Genomic DNA, 18,598 nt, shown 5'->3' with positions numbered 1-18,598 from the left:
GTGTTCGAATGCGCTGGTGACGGCCTGCTCGAAGAAGCCGTTCGCCTTGTCCAAGGAGGCCTTGAGTGTGGCGCCGCTGCCGGTTTTGCGTGTCTAGCGTGGGGGAACAGGCGGCCAGCGGAATTTAAATATCGCGTGTACGGATTTGCATTTGCTCGTAAACATTTGCGCAATGCTCACGGATATGCGTGTCATCGTCTCCGCACAGCACTTGCTCAACGTACTCCAGCAAAGCCATGCTCTGAGTTTGATCGAGCGACTTTACTAGATTTACAACAGAATTGAGATGCTCGCGCTCAATGTTTAACTTGTCGATAAAAGCTGATCGACTTTCTTGAGAGTCGTCACGAAAGAAACCGGGCGGCTTAGCGTCAAGGGTACGACGGAAATCATTCTGATCGGCAAGCTTCTGATAAGCACCCGCGAGTAAAGTCCCGCGCGGCTCAACCATTTTTGTCGTAATCAGACCCCCATTGATCTGGCACAACATGACGAAGGCATCAAACGAGACGCTCGAAAGATCGGCCTCTTGAGTGAGGTAGGTGTATCGGCCGACGATGCAATCTGCTGCCTCGCTCCGATTGCCGAGATGCTTGCTGGCATAAGCGTCGAGCATTGTGAGGGTTCTTTCGTTCAGAGTGAGGGAAATAGTGGGACGGGCTCGTTTTCTGGCAGCCATCATCCTCCTATACACGAATGTGCACGACACACAAACTTTTGTCGTGCACGAGCGGAAATGGACTTGGGCTTGTGGAAAAGCCGAAGGCGATGTCGAGGCGTAAGCGCTTGAGTTATGTGTTGGCGCTACAAGCGGCCCGACGCGAGATAAACTCCGCACAGACGGGTGCGCCTCGGCCACGCAGGCACTCGCAAGTCAGTAGGCGTAGGACACAGCCTCGCTTACGGGGTCTCAATGCGGAGATCCGCTTCGTTCCCGTCGCGGGGTCTGCCCCTTCCGTCGTGTAGCGTTCAGGGCTCCGTCGCGGCGAACAAGCACCGCGCGCGACCGAGCCTGGTCACCTTCGGGAAGGTGGACCGGTCGGCCTTCCCCGGCACGACCCAGCCGTCCTCGACGGCATGAACGGCTGTCCATGCCGTCGAGGACACCAACTCGTCGGGCGCCTCTCCCGCCGCCGCCTTCATCCGGGCGAGCACCTCCCTGTTCCGGCCCTCGGGCTCCCAGCACCCGGTGCCGTCCAGGACTTTGCGGGCGTTCGACGCCGAGATTATCCCCCACAGGATATGGTGCCGCAGGACCCTCTCGACCGCCACGACGGACGTGTGCGGCAGGAGTTCGTCGAGGCGTTCCCAGTGCGTGTCCGTCGCAAGATCAACGGCGATGCTGCGCGCGACCGAATCGCGTGTGACCGCGCTCGCCCGGGCTCGGAGGCCAGTGACGGCCTCGACCCTCCGGACGAATGGCAAGTCGGCACATGCCGGTGTCGTCAGCCGTAGACTGTAGCTGTACGCCGTCGCGATAGTGCCTCGGCGTAGGCGGACCGGATGATGTAGCGCGACAGGCAGGTCGGGCGCGTCCGGATCGCGGATGACGACCCGGGTGCCGGAAGCGTCCCAAGTCGCCAGCCCGGCCTCGACAAGGGCGGTCTCGCAGTCGATCTCGACGGCCCGGGCCGCGACCTGGCGGGCACGGAGGTCGGCCAGGAAGGCCTCCTGCGTCGGCATCTCCGGCGCAAGAGTTATCGGGACCCAGTCCTGTGCCTCCTCGTCCCAGCGTTCCTTGGCCGGGAGGCGCGTCCAAGTTCCGGTGCCCTCGTCATACTCCAGGGCCCCCGCTCCGGGCGTGTCCTCCCACTCCAAGACCCCATCCCGAAGCATCACAAACGACAGGCCGCCGTCATGCACGGCCTCCAGGCATCCCCACGCAGCCCCGTCCGGGAGCCGCTTCGTCTCTACAAACCCGTAGAACGGGAACGGGATCGCAGGGGTCTCCAGGGGGAGGCTCGCATAGACGGCCTCCCAGATATCCGAGGCGACCTGCCCGTCGTACTCTGGTCCGTGGACCCAGCGCCGCCACGGCACCCCATCGTCGACCGGGGGCGAAATTCCTGGGGGGATGACGTCACCGGGGCGCCACGTCTCCGTCCAGCGCACGTGAGGGGGCCGGATGCAGTCCGGGTGCGGACCCGCGGCGTCGATCAGGTGCCAGAAAAACAGTTGGGTCACGCTTATGCCTCCGCCGAGCCGAAGCACGCCTGGCGCAACTGCGCGGGTACTTGCCTCCTGTGCCTCCAGACGGCGGACAGGGCCGAGCTCGCCTGGATGACGGAGAGCTCCGGCAGGGCTGCCAAGATGTGCCCTGTGTGCGTGTGGCTCTTGCCCCACCCGATGCCATTTTGAACGCTTGCCCGATCCACGTCGTGCGAGGTGATCAATCGGACGGCGTCGTGGACGGCCGCCGGGACGCCGGGCAACTGCGCCCGTGCGACCCAATCGTGTGCCGGGTCCCGGGCCAGCCGCTCGCGGACCTTCTCGACGGATTCCTTGACTTGCCGGAAGAGGGCCCATGCCACCTGGGAGACTTCGGCGGTGGGGTAACCGTTGGAGCCCAGCGGCGCCGCCAGCAGCGCCTCGGCGATGACCTTTTTCTTCGGGGGCCACGCCCAGTACAGCGTGTCGAGGCTCACTCGCAGCCTGTCGAGGCAGGCCGCGTGCTCGATGCCGAGCGCCTCAACCTCAGCCGCGTCGCGCACGAGGGCGGCCTCGGCGACGACGACAGCGGCCTCGGCGGCCGCCTCGTCGGCCGGGACGGGCGCCCAGCAGCACGGCGTCCGGCCGACAGCCCGCCCGTCAATGATGCCGTCCGTCCACGAGTAGCCCGCAGCGCCCATCGCCTCGCGCGACAGTTCAAATGCCCGGCGGTATGCGGCCGGATCTCCGAGGCCAAACCAGAGGCTTCGAGGGCCCCGCCTCGTCACGACGTCTTTCTCCCTGCGCCACGTCAAGCCCAGCGCGGAGAGGGGGATCGCCTCGGCGACCGGGAGCGGCCTCCCGGCCGAGGCGTAGGCCTGCGCCGCCACGATGGCGAGGCCGAGGAGGAGGAGGGCGAGCGTGATCATGTCGTCGAGCCTGCAGCTTGTCGGCGGATAAGCAGATAATACCCCCCGACCAAAATAGGCTGCAAGACTAATTCGGCATGATGCAGCGCAAAATGATGCGTACCTAACAGTAGTTCACTACGCTTGGACAATTCTCGTGCCAGAACACGCCTTACAAGCCGAAAAAATGTCTCTTGCGTTCGGATGGTGACTTCCCATCATGTTCTGAGGCGGATCGGCAGATTCGTTTTACTGTGGTGCGACAGGAGCGATACATGACCGGGCATGCTGAGCTGACAGAATGCGAGGTGTTGGAGCACCTGCGCGCCGCCATAAAAGAGAGTGGGAACGCGAAGGTGTGGGCCGGCCGCGCCGGGGTATCACCGCAATATGTGTCGGACGTCGTCCGAGGCCGACGCGCTCTAGGAGAGAGCGTCCTCGACGCGATCGGGTTCAGAAAGAGGGTTACTTACGAGCGGACGCCACCCCATCAAACACTCATGCTCACGGATGAGCCGAGGACGCGGCAGTGATCGCTTTCGCTGACTGGCGGGAGGAGACCCGCGTCGTCGACGCCCAGGCGGACGCCCTCATCGCCGGTGACGGGCCCGCCGCGGCCCGGGCCGTCGAGGGGGTCACCGACCAGGCCGCGTGCGCGCGGATTTGGGGGCGCGCCAAACTCATCGTGTTGTGGCACTCGATTGGAGAGAAGGATTGGGATGGCACGTCGCTGGAACAAGTTCAAATCTCGGCCCGAGTATGGGCATCTCTACGGTACATCGCCCGATTTGATCCTGAATTGCGCGATCCGGTCTCGGCCTTACGGCCAGGGTCTGCGCCTGTATCCCTTCGAGGCTAACCGCTCACTCCTCGACCTGTACGGCAGCCGCGCGAGCCTCTCCATGGCAGACCTGCGCGCAGGGATAGACGTCGCCCGAGGCGCCCGGAGATGGAGCACCGAGTTCACCCTCGACTTCATCGGCAACCTGATCGGTTGGGGGGTACACCTCGGCATCCTCCTGGAAACCCAGGACCCAGCGGGGTCACCCGTATGGACGCTGCGCAGCCGCGAGATGCGGTACGGCGTCCTCGGGGGCCGCGCCGTTCAAGTCCGGGACCTGGAGCCGGAGGCGCAGGCACGCATCGAGAGGAAGTTGCGGGCCCAGGCCAAGTTGAACGCGACGCTTGATGCGCGGCATTCCGAAAAGGTCGCGCCGGAAATCCGGCAACTCCTCGCCGACATCGTCCTCGCCGACACCGGCGCACGCATCCCGGAGGGGTGGGGCGTGTACGTCCCCGCCGACATCCGGGAGCAGTGGCCCCGCATCGGGGACGCCATGGGCATCCTCGTGGATCTGCACCGGGACTGGGACCGGGGCCTGCAGGCGCGCTGGGTCGAGCGCGTAAGGGAGGAGCGCCGGGATGCCTTAGTCCGCGCCGCCGTCCGGAAGGAAGAGACCGAGGCGCTGGAGGCCCAAATCCTCGCCGACGACGATGCGTTCGCAACCTTGGGAGACCTGTGATGACTCGGACCGAGACCAACGCCGCCATCGCCGAGCAGACCGCCTCGGACGCCCGGCCAGACCACGTGCGCACCCTCGTCCACGCCCTCCGCATCGGCGGCGAGGATTTTGCCATCGAGGCGCTCGGCGACATGCACGACGTCTCATCGGATGCCGAGCGTGAGGCCCTCCTAGATCGGGCGCGGGCCATCGCCGACGGCATGGCCCCCATCGACCCGGTGACGCCTGGGTCGCTGCCGCTGCAGGAGATCGCCGAGATCCTCGGCCCGCCGGCGACGTACTGGACCGTCCGAGCATGGACGATGACGGGGTGCCCCCACGAGGGTTACGGCTCTGCGCTTCGGTGCGACCCGGCGGCGCTGGCAGCATGGTGCGAGGGCAAGGCGGCGGCCACCGAGCAGGAGCCAGGCGCCGCACGGCTTCGGACCTTCGCCCAGCGTCTCGACGCCGCCGTCCCGTAGGCCGTTTGATCGGGGCGTCCCGGGACCGACAGGACCACGACATTAACCCTAGACGGTCAACGTGCGCGGTCGGCCGTTGACCGGTCCCGCGAGAGCCTGGACTGTAGATCATGACCGCGTTCCAACTCCTCGTCAGCGTCGACATTTTCGAAGGACGCCAGGCAACCGCCGCGGCGGCCCTCGACGATACGCCGCTCGACGTCGAGACGGCCGTGTGGCTGCCCGAGCTCCTCGTCCCCTGGCACGTGCGGGGAATCGAGGGGACTGGCTGGTGGCCGGCGCTCACCGTGCGCCAGATGCGCGAGGCCATTGACCGGGGCGATCTCCGGCCGGAGCGGCACGGGCGGCGGATCGTGGTCACTCGAAGGATCATCCAGGAGTGGCGCGAACGATGCCGGCACGCAGACAAGGACCGAGGCTCTGGCTCAAGCCGGCCGAGAAGCCCAGCAAAACAAGGACAGGCAAAGCCGCCGTCTGGGTCATCAAGGACGACGGCGGCGTCCGCATCGTCACTGGATGCGCTCAGGCGGATCGCGCGGGCGCCGAGGTCCAGCTAGCCGAGTACATCGCGGCCAAGCACCAGCCCGGCCGTGACCAGGACCAGGACCCGCGCCACATCCTCGTCACCGACGTCCTGGCGATCTACGCCGCCGACAAGGCGGCCAAGCACGCCCGCGCCGACAAGACCATGCAGCGCCTCCTCCAACTCGGGGAGTGGTGGGAGGGCAAGGCCCTCGCGGAGATCAATGGCCGGTCCTGCCGGGCCTACACGAAGTGGCGCTGCGGCCAGGCGTGGAAGTCCGCAAGGCCGGACGTCACCGGCGTGCCCCCCCGCATGGTTTCCGAGCAGGGCGTCCGGCGCGAGCTTGAGGACCTGCGGGCGGCCGTGAACTATCACCGCCATGAGGGCTACTGTCGGCAGGTCATCGAGGTCCCCTTGCCGGACAAGGGGGCGTCTAAGGATCGGTACTTGGAGCGCGTCGAGGCGGCTCAGATGATCTGGACGGCGTGGCGCTATCGCGAGATGCAGCGCCGGCACCGGGGCGCCGCCGCCGGGGAGGTCCTGCCCACGGGCAAGATGTCCCACAGGCACCTCGCCCGCTTCACGCTCGTGGGGATCTACACCGGAACCCGCGCGGCGGCGATCTGCGGCGCGGCGTTCCAACCGACACCGGGACACGGGTGGATAGACCTGAAGCGCGGCGTGTTCCACCGGCGCGCCATCGGGGCCGCGGAGACGAAGAAGCGCCAGCCCCCCGTCCGCCTCCCGGACAGGCTCGTCGCCCACATCCGCCGATGGGCCTCCATCCCGCGCCCGGACGGGACGATGCCCGAGTTCGTCGTCGAGTGGCGCAACCAGCCGGTTAAGGAGGTCAACAAGGGATTCGCCACCGCCGCCCGCAACGCCGGCCTCGGTCCGGACGTCACGCCGCACGTCCTCCGGCACACCTGCGCGACATGGCTGATGCAGCGCGGGGCGAACGCATGGGGCGCGGCGCACTACCTCGGCATGACCGAGGCGATGCTCCAGCGCGTCTACGGTCACCATGCCCAGGACTACCAGGCGGGCATCGCCGGCGGCCGGGCGAAGGCGCGCGCCGCACCGGGCCTGCACGACATCTTCTCGCTCCACTACCACAAGGACCACGACGTGGAGGGCGCCCACGCCCGGCAGGTCGAGAGGCTCGCCCGGCTCGGCCTGCCGCTGCGGTCGCTGCGGTCGCGGGAGAACGTCGCCAGGATCGGGCGGGCGGCTTAGAACGGGTCCCGAACGCGCCGGGAACGCGGGACCGATGCGGGACCGGAGTGGGCGGAAACGGGCGGAAATCGGGGGGAATGGCCCTCGACGGGGCTGGACGGACTAGGGCGTTTCCCTCTACGGAAATGGGCGTGGGGCCTGTAGCTCAATGGTTAGAGCCGACCGCTCATAACGGTCTGGTTGCAGGTTCGAGTCCTGCCGGGCCCACCACCTCTCCCGTTAAAAACCTCCCCCACTGGGGTCGGTGCGGCACCGGCGATCCGGGTCCTTCGGATCACGGGCTGCCCAGCTGTCGGGATCGAGGCTGGGATTGGCCAGTTTGCCCGCCAAGGCTGTCTGTCTTAACGGTTCATCGAGCGCCGACCCGGCATCACGGGCGCAACAAGCACCGGGGGAGCTTCATTTCCGCCGTCGGAGACGAGAGCGTCACCCACGCAGTCGCGTGCCGTGACCCTCTCGTCCGCGCTCATATCCAGATCGATCGGAATCCGCAGGGGGCTCGCTTACATCCGGTGGCCGCGGTGGTGTCCCATCATGTGGCCGCGATGGTGACGGTGGCCCATCCGGTGATGGCGGTGGTGGTGACGCATCATGTGGCCGCGCATGTGGTGGTGACCCATCATGCGACCATGGCCGCGATGGCCATGCATGCCGTCCATCCGGACCTCGGTGACGGCGGTCGGCGCGTCGACCGCTCCGATCACGCCGGGGGCGGCAGAGGCCGGGGCGGCCGCGATGGCGCCCAGGGTTGCCAGGATGGCGGCGGCGAACAGAGACTTCCTCATGGGCGTCCTCACAGGGGGGTTTTTGCCGGCGCGGCATCGGGGCTGACGCCGGCCGGGCTCAGGGAACGGCTCAGTTTCGCATACCGTTCCGCGCAGTCCGTCGTTCTCCACCTCCGCCTCGAGAGAGGAAATTTCTCTCGGTGAACGCCGGCCGGACGTCCCCCCGGCTTGCGGGGTGGGCAGGCTGGCGACCCCTGGAGGAAATCGGTCCGTTCGCGATGCCGGCGGCGCGGCAGGCCGCCTCGATGGTCCGCGTGACGTCGGAGTCCGGCTGGAGCTGGAAGCGGGCGAATCGCATCGGCGTTTCCGACACCGAAACCGGTCCTGGCAGCGACGCCCTGCGGTCGATCTTTCGTCGCCGGATCAGGGGCCGGTTCAAGCCGATGGCCGATCAGACGGCCTTGCCGACGAGGTGACCGATGCCGGCCGTGACGGCCATCGCCAGGGCGCCCCAGAACGCCACGCGGGCCGTCGCCCGCAGGACCTTCGCGCCGCCGACCTTCGCGCCGAGCGCCCCGAGAACGGCGAGGAACATCAGTGAGGCGGCGGAGACGAGGGTGACCACGAGGTTCGCCGGCGAGATCGCAGCCACGAGCAGCGGCAGTGCCGCCCCGGCCGAGAAGGTCGCCGCCGAGGTCAGCGCGGCCTGGATCGGGCGCGCCGTCGTGAACTCCGAGATGCCGAGCTCGTCCCGGGCATGGGCGCCCAGCGCGTCCTTGGCCATGAGCTGGTCGGCCACCTTCAGCGCGAGTTCGTGGTCGACGCCGCGGCCGACGTAGATCGCCGCCAGTTCCGCGCGCTCGGCCGCAGGGTCCTGCTCCAGCTCGCGGCGCTCACGGCTGAGATCGGCCTGCTCGGTGTCGGACTGGGAGCTGACCGAGACGTACTCGCCGGCCGCCATCGACATCGCGCCAGCGACCAGCCCGGCCGTGCCGGCGACCAGGATCTCGCCGGTGGCGGCCGTGGAGGCCGCCACGCCGACGATCAGGCTCGCGGTGGAGACGAGCCCGTCATTGGCACCGAGGACCGCGGCGCGGAGCCAGCCGATCCGGTCGATCAGGTGGCTCTCGGCATGGGACCGGCGCATGGCAGTCAGTGCCTCCGGGTCGGGTTGGCGCGGTGCGCGCGCGGCAGGATACGACGCAGAATGCCGTCGTGCCAGCGCCCGTGCGATGGGTTCGCGAGCCGAGAGGGTCCGGGGAGTCCACCTTGCGGTCGTGACGGCGGCCGGGGCCGGGACATCCGTACGGGGATGTCCCGGCCCCTCCTCCCCTCACGAGACGCCGGGGGGGCGGGTTACCGCGTCCGGACGTCGTAGCGGTCGAGCATCATCACCTTGTCCCAGACCTTCACGAAATCCTTCGTGAACCGTGCCTCGCCGTCGCTGCCCGCATAGACCTCGGCGACGGAGCGGAGCTGCGCGTTCGACCCGAACACCAAGTCGCAGCGCGTCGCGGTGAACTTCGCCGCTCCGCTCGCCCGGTCGACCAGCTCGAAGGTCATGCCCTTCGGGTCGGTCTTGCGCCATTCGAGATCGACGCTCGTCAGGTTCGCGAAGAAGTCGTTCGACAGCACGCCGACCCGATCGGTGAAGATGCCGTGCCGCGAGCCGTCGTGATTGGCTCCGAGGGCCCGGAGGCCGCCCACCAGGGCCACCCATTCGGGGGCCGTGAGGGACAGCAGGTACGCCTTGTCCAGGAAGAGCTCCTCGGGCGAGACGCGCGGTGCGACCGCCGCGAAGTCCTCCGCCACGTAGTTGCGGAAGCCGTCGACGACGGGCTTGAGCCACGTGAACATCTCGATATCGGTCAGCTCCTGCCGGGTGTCGACGCGACCCGGCGTGAACGGCACCGTCGCGGGGTGGCCACCGTCGGCGAGCGCCTTCTCGACGGCGGCACATCCGCCGAGCACGATGAGATCGGCCAGCGACACCCGCTTGCCGGCCTGATGCCCGTTGAAGGCGTCGGCGATCTGCCGCAGGGCGGCCACCACCGGCACGGTCCGACGGTTGATCGACCAATCCTTCTGCGGGGCGAGCGCCAGCCGACCGCCATTGGCGCCGCCGCGCTTGTCGCTGTCGCGATAGGTCGATGCCGCCGAGAAGGCCGTGAACGCGAGATCGGAGACCGACAGGCCCGTCGCCAGGATCTCACGCTTCAGCGCGGCGATGTCGCCGTCGTCGATGAGGTCGTGATCGCGGGGCGGGATCGGATCCTGCCAAAGCAGATCGTCCTCGATCTTGACCTCGGGGCCGAGGTAGCGCTCCTTCGGACCCATGTCGCGGTGGGTCAGCTTGTACCAAGCCTTCGAGAAGGCCAGGGTGAACGCATCGAAGTCATTGAGAAACTTCTCGCACACCTTGCGGTAGTCCGGGTCGACCTTCAGGGCGATGTCGCTGGTCATCATCATCAGACCATGCATCTGGCCCGGCACATGCGCGTCCGGGGTCTTGGGCGCGTCCGGATCGGCCGGCGTCCATTGCGACGCACCGGCCGGACTCTTGGTCTGCACCCATTCGAACTTGAAGAGGTTCTCCAAGTAGGCGTTGTCCCACTGGGTCGGGTTCGGCGTCCAGCTGCCCTCGATGCCGTTGGTCATCGTGTACTGGGCGAAACCCGTGCCCTTGGGGTTGTGCCAGCCCAGGCCCATCGCCTCCATCGGAGCAATTTCCGGCGGTGGGCCGACCTGATCGGCCGACACCATTCCGTGGCTCTTCCCGAAGGCATGGCCGCCGGCGATCAGCGCCACGGTCTCCTCGTCGTTCATCGCCATGCGGGTGAAGGTCGTGCGGATGTCGCGCGCGGACCCCATCGGGTCTCCGTTCGCGTAGGGGCCTTCGGGATTGACGTAGATCAGCGCCTGGTGCGACGCGGCCAACGGATTTTCGAGATCGTAATCCGTATCGCCGTTCTGGCCACGCCAGCGCTTGTCGCGGCTCACCATGCTGTCGAACGACGCGACGTCGTTCGGGTCCCAGATCTCGGGTCCCCAGTAGGTCGCGTTGTCGGCTTCCCACGCGTCCTGACGTCCGCCGGCAAAGCCGTAGGTCGGGAAGCCCATGATCTCCAGGGCGCAATTGCCGGTCAGGACCATCAGGTCGCCCCACGACAGGGCGCTTCCGTACTTCTGCTTGATCGGCCAGATCAGGCGCCGAGACTTGTCGGTGTTGCCGTTGTCCCACCAGCTGTTGATCGGCGCGAAGCGCTGGAGCGCCTCGCCGGCTCCGCCTCGACCGTCCGCGATCCGGTAGGTGCCCGCCGCATGCCAGGCCATGCGGATCATCTGCGGGCCGTAATTGCCGTAGTCGGACGGCCACCACGCGACGGATGTCGTGAGGAAGGCCTTGATGTCCTGCTTCACCGCATCGAGATCCAGTGCCTCGAACGCCGCCTTGTAATCGAAGTCCTCGCCCAGGGGATTGGCCTGCGGGCCGTTCTGATGAAGGAGCTCGACCTTCAGACGGTTGGGATACCAATCCGAGAGCGTCGGCGGACTGCCCAGGGCGCCGCCGATCCGGTCGCCGCCGAAGGGGCATTTCCCCTGCATTTCGAAGGTCTTGGTGTTCAAATTTTTGGAATCGGCGATGGTCAACGCGGCGTCCTCTTCCTCGTCGTCGGGAGCGTCTGCTCGAAAAGCGCTTGCCCGGAAACGCCCCCGGAGCGCTCCGCGCTATTGGAGGCAATAACCCAAGGAATTATAGCGGGCCTGCAAAGAACGGACACGCTATCACGGCGATTTGATGGTCTGTGTATTCAGGCTCATCTTTTGGCGTGGCCCCTCATGCTGACAGAAGTCGCTCAATAATTCGTTGGACCGATCAGGACCGTCCGTAGAGTCGGACCGGTGATCCGCGATCGATGCCGGATGCGGCACAGTGTTCACGTGTGTTCACGCCGTGGACGGTATCGGCCCGGAGCGTTTGTGCTGACGTGGGCAGGTTCGATGATCGCGCGAATCACGCGGACCCCAGGGGCGGAGGGCCTCCGGGTTCCCTCGTTGGAGGAACGGGCGTGTTGCGGCCTCACCGAGGGTGGCCGATACTTACGCTGCGGCCCGGCCGGCGGTTGGACATTCTCGCCTGCACGGTCGTGACCGTGCCGCCGGACCAGGACGGCGCGGCTTCGTCGGCGCCGCCCAACATCGGGAAGGGCTGTTCGGCTCGAGCGTGGGTCACTTTCCGCCCAGCGGAGCGTCCGGGGTTTTGGCGAGCGGCCGATCCGATTCAGTTCCAGGACAAAATCCCATCCGCGATTCGGAACGCTTCGTCGCGTCCAGCTATTTCCGGTCCCCGTTCCGGGAAACAGGAGTTCCCCATGCGTCGCCTCGTTCTCGCCCTCGCCGCCGTTACGGCGCTGACTGGTCCCGTTCTCGCCAAGGACGAGGCTCCCACGCCGCCGGCCACCGTGAAGTTTGCCCCCGTCCCACAGGACGCCGTGCTGAGCTACAACCTCATCGGCCTCAACGTCGTCGACGGCACCAACAGCAATGTCGGCGAGATCAAGGATCTCGTCATCGAGAAGGGCAGGCTCACCGGCTACATTATGTCCGTCGGCGGCTTCCTCGGTGTGGGCGAACGCTACGTGGTGGTCGATCCGTCCTCAGTGGCGCTGACCTACGATGCCGGGGCGAAGAAGTGGAAGGCCTCGGTGAATGCCAGCAAGGACGCCCTGAAGGCCGCCCCCGAGTTCAAGTACGACGGCAAGTTCAAGCGCTGAGCGCACTTGGCGGGAGCGTTCGCGCGCGAGGTGGGTCGCGGTCCGGCCGAGGGCGGTGCAACGGCCCGCATCCGCTCCCCACCGCGGACCAATCGCGCGTCGGTTTCCGCCCGGGATCGACCCCGGCTCCATGCGGCGGACAGGGTGCCCCCCCTGTCCGCCGAACCGATGAAGGGCATCGGCGGCGGTGCGCTCAGAGAGACGGCGCCGGCGCCGGGTCGCCCCAGGTCTTCACCGGGAAGGTCACGTCGTAGGCCAGGTTGAAGACGAAGGCGTAGGCCACATAGAAGGCTGCGATCGCGAGATCCATGAAGAAGGCTTCGGTGAAGCCGATGCCGAGATACCAAGCGATCGGCGGCAACAGGATCACGAGAAGCCCCGACTCGAACAGCACCGCATGCGCCACCCGCAGCATGAGGCTCTTGCGGGTATGCCCGACGACGCGCTGCATCGTCCGGTCGAAGCCGAGGTTGTAGAGGTAGTTCCACACCATCGCAGCCAGGGCGCTGCCTACGCCGATCACGCCCATGGCCGAGGCCTGCAGCCCGAACAGCAACGTCCCGAGCGGGATGATCAGGGCGAGCCCCAGCACCTCGAACAGGATGGCGTGGCGGATGCGATCGCGAGTCGTGCGCATGATGTTTCCCGAAAACGGTCCCTTTGGTCCGGCGTCTTCTATCTGCCATACACCGATCCGCAAGTTAGAACGTATCGGAAAACCGGATGGATCATGGTCTCGCTCGATCAACTTCAGGCATTCGTGGCGGCGGCCGAGGCCGGATCTTTCTCGGGCGCGGCCCGCGTGCTGCGGAAAGCCCAGTCGGCCGTCAGCACCCAGGTGGCGAACCTGGAGGCCGATCTCGGTGTCGTCCTGTTCAGCCGAGCGGGCCGCAATCCGGTATTGACCCCGGCAGGCGAGCGGCTGTTGCTGGAGGCCCGCGTGGTGCTCGAGCGGCGCGAGCACCTCGTCGGCGTGGCGCGCAGTCTGGAGCAGGGGGTGGAGAACCGGCTCGTGGTCGCCATCGACGAACTCTATCCCGAGCACGCCCTCGGCGCGCTGTTCGCGGACTTCGCGCGGCACTTCCCCTTCGTCGAGCTGGAACTGCTCTTCCCGCTAATGGAGGATGTCAGCCGCATGGTGCAATCGGGGGCGGCCGACCTCGGCGTGATGTGGCGCCAGGAGGTGCTGCCCACGGAACTCGGCTTCCAGACCATCGGCTGGGTGCCCCTCAAGCTCGTCTGCGGGCGCGACCATCCCCTGGCGAAGGCGCGGGTGGCGTGGGAGGAGTTGAAACGGCATCGCCAGATCCTCGTCGCCGCGCGCAGCGACGGGCCCGAAAAGCGCCGCCTGCGGGTGGCCGCCGAGGTGTGGTGGGTGGAGAGCCACTGGGTCATCCTCGAGATGGTCAAGCACGGGATCGGTTGGGCCTTCGTCACGGACCACGTCATCGCCGCATCGCAGACGGCGCCCGATCTCGTCACGCCGGATCTGCAATTCGATCAGGGCGACTGGCCCATCGCCCTGGAACTGGTCTGGCACAAGCAGCGCCCCTGCGGACCGGCCGCGGCCTGGCTGCGCGAGCGCTTCGCGGCGGAGCGGGTCGGCAACGCGTCGGGCGTCGGCCGGACGGCCTGAGGACGGGAACTTCGGCGCGCCCTCGTGTCCTGCGGACCCGCCACCGGGGCATGCCGATCCGGGTGAGCGGCATAGCCGTCCGACCGGTCTCGCGCGTTGATCCCTGGCGGACGCCGCGTCGCGAACCCGCTTGTGCGTACGGGGCGGTGCGACGACGACGTGCCGGATACGCAGGACGAAACCTGGCATGAAGAGCCCCCGAAGCGGTGGCGCGCCGTTTCCATCGCCGCGTAGGCCGGCAAGCGTTCGTCGCGCGCGGACCGGTGCCGTCCAGCGGTGCCTGCGGCACGGCGCGCGGAGGACTCTTCGGAAGCGGGTGGGCAAAGGCGTCGCGGAGAGGTGTGGGTCGTGCAGGGCGGATCGGAGGAGGACGGGCCCGCCGCAGGGCCCGAGGCGGCACCGGCCTGTCTCGCCGGGGGCGGCGAGATGGCGGCGAGGCTGCGCACGCACGACTGGTCCGGTTCCTCCCTCGGACGACAGGAGACCTGGCCGGCCGGTCTGCGCGCGACCGTGAGCCTGATGCTGGGCTCGCGCTTTCCGATGTTCGCGGCCGTCGGGACCGAACTTGCCGTCCTCTACAACGACGCCTTTGCCGAGATTCTCGGGCTCCGGCATCCGGCCGCCCTCGGCCGGTCTTTTCGCGAGGTCTTTTCGGGTGTGTGGAGCGAGGTTGAGCCCATGGTCGCGCGCGCCCTCGCCGGCGAAGCGACCTTGTCCGAGAACATGCCGTTCGTGATCGAGCGGGGCGGCGACGCGGAGTCGGCGTCCTTCACGGTCTCCTACTCGCCCCTGCGGGACGACGCGGACAGGGTCGTCGGTGTGTTCTGCGCCTGCGCCGAGACGACGGCGCAGATCGCGGCGCAGGCGGACCTCGGCGAGACGGAAGCGCGCCTGCGCCTTGCGAGCGAGGCTTCCCACATCGGCTTCTGGGACGTGGACGTCGTGAACGACACGGCCTTCTGGCCGCAGCGGGTGAAGGCGATGTTCGGCATGTCGTCCGACGCCCCGGTCTCGGGCGCGGAGTTTCTCGCCGGCCTGCATCCCGACGACCGCGAGGCGACGATGGCGGCCTTCACCGCTGCGCTCGATCCTGCGCGCCGCGCCGTCTACGATGTCGAGTACCGGACCGTGGGCCAGGCGGACGGACTGGTCCGCTGGGTCGCCGCCAAGGGGCGCGGCCTCTTCGAGGGCGACCGCTGCGTGCGCGTGCTCGGGACCGCCCTCGAGATCACCGCCCGCAAGCGGTCCGAGGAGGCCCTGCGCGCCAGCGAAGAGCAGTTTCGCGTCCTGTCGCAGGTGCTGCCCAACCTCGTCTGGACCACCGATGCGGCCGGCGCCGCCGACTGGTTCAACGAGCGGGTCGCCTACAGCGCGTTGCGGCCCGGAACCCTCGACGCGGCGGGATGGCTCGCCATCATCCATCCAGACGACCAGGCCCGCGTGGCCAAGCGATGGGGCGAGACCGTCGCCTCTCTGTCGGAATACCAGTGCGAATATCGTCTCCGGCGCGGGGACAGGGCCTATCGCTGGTTCCTGGCGCGGGCGCAGCCGGTGCTGGCCGGCGACGGCACCGTCCTGCGCTGGGTCGGCACCAGCACCGACATCGACGACCAGAAGCGGGTGATGGCCGAACTCGTCGGCTTCAACGAGGCCCTGGAGCAGCGGGTCGCCGAACGCACTGCCGAGCGCGACCGGGTCTGGCGCAACTCGCGCGACCTCCTCGTCGTCATCGGGTCCGACGGTGTCTTCTGGGCGGTGAACCCGGCCTGGGAGGCGATCCTGGGCCAGCATCCGTCGGACGTGGTCGGGCGCAGCTTCCTGGCGTTCGTCTGGCCGGAGGATGCGGTCTTTACCGAGGCGGCTTTGTCTCAGACCGCGGCTGCCGACCACCTCAACAACTTCGAGAATCGCTACCGCCACGCGGACGGCACCGCGCGCTGGATCTCTTGGCGGACCTCCGTGGAGGGGGGGCTCGTCTACGCCTATGGGCGGGACGTCACCGCGGAGAAGACCCAGGGCCAGGCGCTGCAGCAGGCCGAGGAAGCCTTGCGCCAGTCCCAGAAGCTGGAGGCAATCGGGCAATTGACCGGAGGGGTCGCGCACGATTTCAACAACCTGCTGACCATCATCCGGTCCTCGGTCGACTTCCTGCGCCGGCCGGATCTCGCGGAGGCGCGCAGGGCCCGCTACCTCAACGCAGTATCCGACACGGTGGACCGAGCGGCCAAGCTGACGGGACAGCTCCTCGCCTTCGCGCGGCGCCAGACCCTGAAGCCGGAGACGGTGGACGTCGGCAGCCGGCTGCGCAGCGTCGCGGACCTGCTCGATACCGTGACGGGGGCGCGCATCGCGGTCCGGACGGAGCTGCCCGACCATCCCTGCTGCGTGCGGGTGGACGTCAGTCAGTTCGAGACCGCCCTCGTGAACATGGCGGTCAACGCCCGGGACGCGATGGAGGGCGAAGGAACCCTGACCCTGCGGCTGGATTGCGGCGTGCCGCTCCCGTCTATTCGCGGCCATGCCGGGGCCCCCGGGCCCTTCGCAGCGGTCTCGCTCACCGACACGGGCACGGGCATCGCCGCCGACGTCCTCACCCGGATCTTCGAGCCGTTCTTCACCACGAAGGCGGTCGGTAAGGGTACGGGCCTCGGCTTGTCCCAGGTGTTCGGCTTCGCCAAGCAGTCGGGTGGCGACGTGGCCGTCGCGAGCGAGCCGGGCCGGGGCACGACGTTCACACTCTACCTGCCCGAGGCGGAGATGGACTTCGTCGTGGCCGAGGACGGTTCCGAAACGGCGGCTCTGGAGCCGGGCGGCGCCGGCCAGCGCGTCCTGGTGGTCGAGGACAATATCGAGGTCGGGCGGTTCGCGACCCAGATCCTGCAGGACCTCGGCTACGCGACGACCTGGGCGGCCAACGCGGAGGAGGCGTTGGACCGCATCGGGCCGGATGGCGGCGGTTTCGACGTTGTGTTCTCCGACGTGGTCATGCCGGGCATGGGCGGGATAGAGCTCGCCAAGCTGTTGCGGCGGCGTCTGCCGCACCTGCCCGTGGTCCTGGCCTCCGGCTACAGCCACGTGCTGGCCGAGGAAGGCGCGCATGGATTCGCGTTGCTGCAGAAGCCCTACTCGGCTGATCAGGTCTCCGCCATCCTGCGCCAGGTGGTGAGGCGCCGGACCGGTGGCGGGCGGTCTGCGACGCCGAGCCGGGGCAAGGGTGCGAAAGGCCGCGCCGACAGCTGACCCGGCGGAGGAACCGGCACACCGATCCTCGCCCCACCCCGCACCGATGGGGCGACCGGCGCCCTCGGGCGACGCCGGCCGTATCCCTGCTGGACCTCAGGCCGGGCGACGGCCGTCGGCGGCGTAGCGGTCGATGGCCGAGGGCAGCTCGCGCGAGAGCCGGGAGAGGAGCGCGCCGCGGCTCAGGCCGGTCTGCTGGGTGAGGTGGTCGAGGGTGTCCGAGCCGATGGCCCGCTCGAGATCCGCCTCGGGGATGTCGCGGTTGGGGCCATGGCTGACCCAGGAGTTCGCGGTCTCGCCGTGGCCGCCCTTGGTGAAGTGGTCGACGAGCTCGCTCAGGCCGCTGGCGATCAGGCCGCCGACCCCGGCGGTGCCGACGCCGCCCAGAAGCCCGGCTAGATTGCCGAGGCCGCCGCTGCCGGTGGCCGTGCCGGTGGAGGCTGTGTTCGGGATCGGTGGGACGGTGCGTTGGGGTGCGGTGGGCTCGTGGCCCTTCAGCAGCTCGGCGAGCTTGTCGCGGTTCTGGTAGCCGGCCACGGCCAGAAGGCCCAGCAGCGCGGTCATCGAGGGGTAGCCCTTGCTCATCGTCGATCCTGTGGTCCGAGGTCTGGGAGAAACGGTACGATCCGAGGGTGATCGCTCGCCTGTCGGCAGGATCGCGATCGGCCGAGGCGGCGCGCGTAGGTTAGAGAACGGGGATGGGGCACCGACGGATCCCACGCTCCGTTCCAGGGCGGCTTCCCGGAGCCTTTCGCGTCCGGCAAGCCAAGCCCGGGAATCGGCTTGCGGATCAACGCCGGGGCCGGGCGAACCACCCGACCGCGAAGGCGACGGCGGCGAGGCCAAGGAGCGCGGAGGCGCGGTTGTCGTCGGCGTAGCGCACGGCCCGTCGGCCGTAGGTCGATCCGCGCTTGCGGGCGTGACGGGTGAAGGCGCGGCCCTCGTCGATCAGGTGATCGGCGCGGTCGCGGCCTTCCTCGATCCAGTGGCCGGCGCGGTCGCGTACTTCGTGGGCGAGGTGGCGGCCGTCATCGACGAGATCCTCGGCCCGGTCGCGGGCGCGGCCGTAGGCGTACTGGGCGCCGCCGGCCACCTGGTTCACGGCGCCGCGCACCTGGCGCGCCGGGTCACCGGTGAGGCCGCCGACCACGGTCTGGGCACGGCCCTTGAGATGGCGCGAGGCGCCGCGGAAATGATCGCCGTTCATGGCAGGTCTCCTGCTGTTCGGGGATCCGGCCGGTCGCGGGGACCGGCCGGGATGGGCTCAGACGCGGCGGGCGTCGTAACCGGCCACGACGGTGGCGGCCTTGGGAGCGCCGAGGCGGCCACCGAGGAAGCCAGCGAGGGCGCCCAGGATGAGGGCGAGCGCGCCGTAGAAGGCGCCCTGGGTGGCGGCGGACTTGGCGGCGACGGCCGCGGCTTC

General features: G+C 68.2%; 15 protein-coding genes and 1 tRNA gene. 7 read left to right on the top strand and 9 right to left on the bottom strand.

Going from position 1 to position 18,598, the window contains the following annotated elements; translation table 11 throughout:
- Nucleotides 1–124: 124 nt before the first annotated feature.
- From AC6EUL_RS07400 to AC6EUL_RS07390, 3 genes are all read right to left on the bottom strand, one after another.
- The gene (locus tag AC6EUL_RS07400) at nt 125–616 is read right to left on the bottom strand and encodes a hypothetical protein (protein WP_103711555.1); all 492 of its coding nucleotides are present in this window, start codon (nt 614–616) and stop codon (nt 125–127) included.
- Between the two features lie 353 nt (nt 617–969).
- Nucleotides 970–2,184 (bottom strand): hypothetical protein, encoded by a 1,215-nt coding sequence (locus AC6EUL_RS07395; RefSeq protein WP_103711554.1) that lies wholly within the window; start codon nt 2,182–2,184, stop codon nt 970–972.
- 2 nt (nt 2,185–2,186) lie between these two features.
- Nucleotides 2,187–3,077 carry a hypothetical protein gene (locus tag AC6EUL_RS07390; RefSeq protein WP_103711553.1) on the bottom strand — a complete coding sequence of 297 codons (891 nt, stop codon included), beginning with the start codon at nt 3,075–3,077 and terminating at the stop codon, nt 2,187–2,189.
- Between the two features lie 698 nt (nt 3,078–3,775).
- Here AC6EUL_RS07390 and AC6EUL_RS07385 point away from each other — a divergent pair.
- The 4 genes from AC6EUL_RS07385 to AC6EUL_RS07370 all read left to right on the top strand — a co-directional run bounded on the left by AC6EUL_RS07385 (nt 3,776) and on the right by AC6EUL_RS07370 (nt 7,009).
- Entirely contained in the window at nt 3,776–4,579 is an 804-nt protein-coding gene (locus AC6EUL_RS07385) for a hypothetical protein (RefSeq protein WP_181017408.1), read from the top strand.
- Nucleotides 4,579–5,040 carry a hypothetical protein gene (locus AC6EUL_RS07380; protein ID WP_103711550.1) on the top strand — a complete coding sequence of 154 codons (462 nt, stop codon included), beginning with the start codon at nt 4,579–4,581 and terminating at the stop codon, nt 5,038–5,040. Before AC6EUL_RS07385 ends, AC6EUL_RS07380 begins: the two co-directional genes overlap by 1 nt.
- A gap of 391 nt (nt 5,041–5,431) precedes the next feature.
- On the top strand, nt 5,432–6,799 hold the full coding sequence (locus AC6EUL_RS07375) for a tyrosine-type recombinase/integrase (protein ID WP_499869682.1): 1,368 nt from the start codon (nt 5,432–5,434) through the stop codon (nt 6,797–6,799).
- A gap of 134 nt (nt 6,800–6,933) precedes the next feature.
- Nucleotides 6,934–7,009: transfer RNA gene (locus AC6EUL_RS07370), tRNA-Ile, on the top strand.
- Between the two features lie 293 nt (nt 7,010–7,302).
- Here the strand turns inward: AC6EUL_RS07370 and AC6EUL_RS07365 are convergent.
- The 3 genes from AC6EUL_RS07365 to katG all read right to left on the bottom strand — a co-directional run bounded on the left by AC6EUL_RS07365 (nt 7,303) and on the right by katG (nt 11,130).
- The gene (locus tag AC6EUL_RS07365) at nt 7,303–7,584 is read right to left on the bottom strand and encodes a hypothetical protein (RefSeq protein WP_056271201.1); all 282 of its coding nucleotides are present in this window, start codon (nt 7,582–7,584) and stop codon (nt 7,303–7,305) included.
- A 391-nt stretch (nt 7,585–7,975) separates the two neighbouring features.
- Nucleotides 7,976–8,671, bottom strand: a complete 696-nt coding sequence (locus AC6EUL_RS07360) for a VIT1/CCC1 transporter family protein (RefSeq protein WP_056271196.1) — start codon at nt 8,669–8,671, stop codon at nt 7,976–7,978.
- A gap of 209 nt (nt 8,672–8,880) precedes the next feature.
- Nucleotides 8,881–11,130 (bottom strand): catalase/peroxidase HPI, encoded by a 2,250-nt coding sequence (gene katG, locus AC6EUL_RS07355; protein WP_499869806.1) that lies wholly within the window; start codon nt 11,128–11,130, stop codon nt 8,881–8,883.
- A gap of 767 nt (nt 11,131–11,897) precedes the next feature.
- Between katG and AC6EUL_RS07350 the strand changes: the two genes are divergently transcribed.
- Nucleotides 11,898–12,299, top strand: a complete 402-nt coding sequence (locus tag AC6EUL_RS07350; protein WP_499869679.1) for a PRC-barrel domain-containing protein — start codon at nt 11,898–11,900, stop codon at nt 12,297–12,299.
- 193 nt (nt 12,300–12,492) lie between these two features.
- Here the strand turns inward: AC6EUL_RS07350 and AC6EUL_RS07345 are convergent, their stop codons facing one another.
- Nucleotides 12,493–12,936 (bottom strand): PACE efflux transporter, encoded by a 444-nt coding sequence (locus AC6EUL_RS07345; RefSeq protein WP_499869677.1) that lies wholly within the window; start codon nt 12,934–12,936, stop codon nt 12,493–12,495.
- A 90-nt stretch (nt 12,937–13,026) separates the two neighbouring features.
- On the opposite strand from AC6EUL_RS07345, the gene AC6EUL_RS07340 reads away from it, so the two are divergent.
- Both AC6EUL_RS07340 and AC6EUL_RS07335 read left to right on the top strand, forming a co-directional pair.
- Nucleotides 13,027–13,935 carry a LysR family transcriptional regulator gene (locus AC6EUL_RS07340; RefSeq protein ID WP_056217871.1) on the top strand — a complete coding sequence of 303 codons (909 nt, stop codon included), beginning with the start codon at nt 13,027–13,029 and terminating at the stop codon, nt 13,933–13,935.
- Nucleotides 13,936–14,361: 426 nt separating this feature from the next.
- On the top strand, nt 14,362–17,175 hold the full coding sequence (locus AC6EUL_RS07335; protein WP_499869802.1) for a hybrid sensor histidine kinase/response regulator: 2,814 nt from the start codon (nt 14,362–14,364) through the stop codon (nt 17,173–17,175).
- 96 nt (nt 17,176–17,271) lie between these two features.
- Here the strand turns inward: AC6EUL_RS07335 and AC6EUL_RS07330 are convergent, their stop codons facing one another.
- Together AC6EUL_RS07330 and AC6EUL_RS07325 are read right to left on the bottom strand one after the other, a co-directional pair.
- Complete coding sequence (locus AC6EUL_RS07330) at nt 17,272–17,760, bottom strand: YidB family protein (protein ID WP_499869676.1); 489 nt, start codon at nt 17,758–17,760, stop codon at nt 17,272–17,274.
- Between the two features lie 205 nt (nt 17,761–17,965).
- The gene (locus AC6EUL_RS07325) at nt 17,966–18,382 is read right to left on the bottom strand and encodes a CsbD family protein (RefSeq protein WP_499869674.1); all 417 of its coding nucleotides are present in this window, start codon (nt 18,380–18,382) and stop codon (nt 17,966–17,968) included.
- Nucleotides 18,383–18,598: the final 216 nt, after the last annotated feature.

Source organism: Methylobacterium sp. 001424705, from assembly GCF_059816145.1.
Note: the sequence above shows the minus strand (reverse complement) of the source record. Positions and strands in the feature narration are given on the sequence as shown.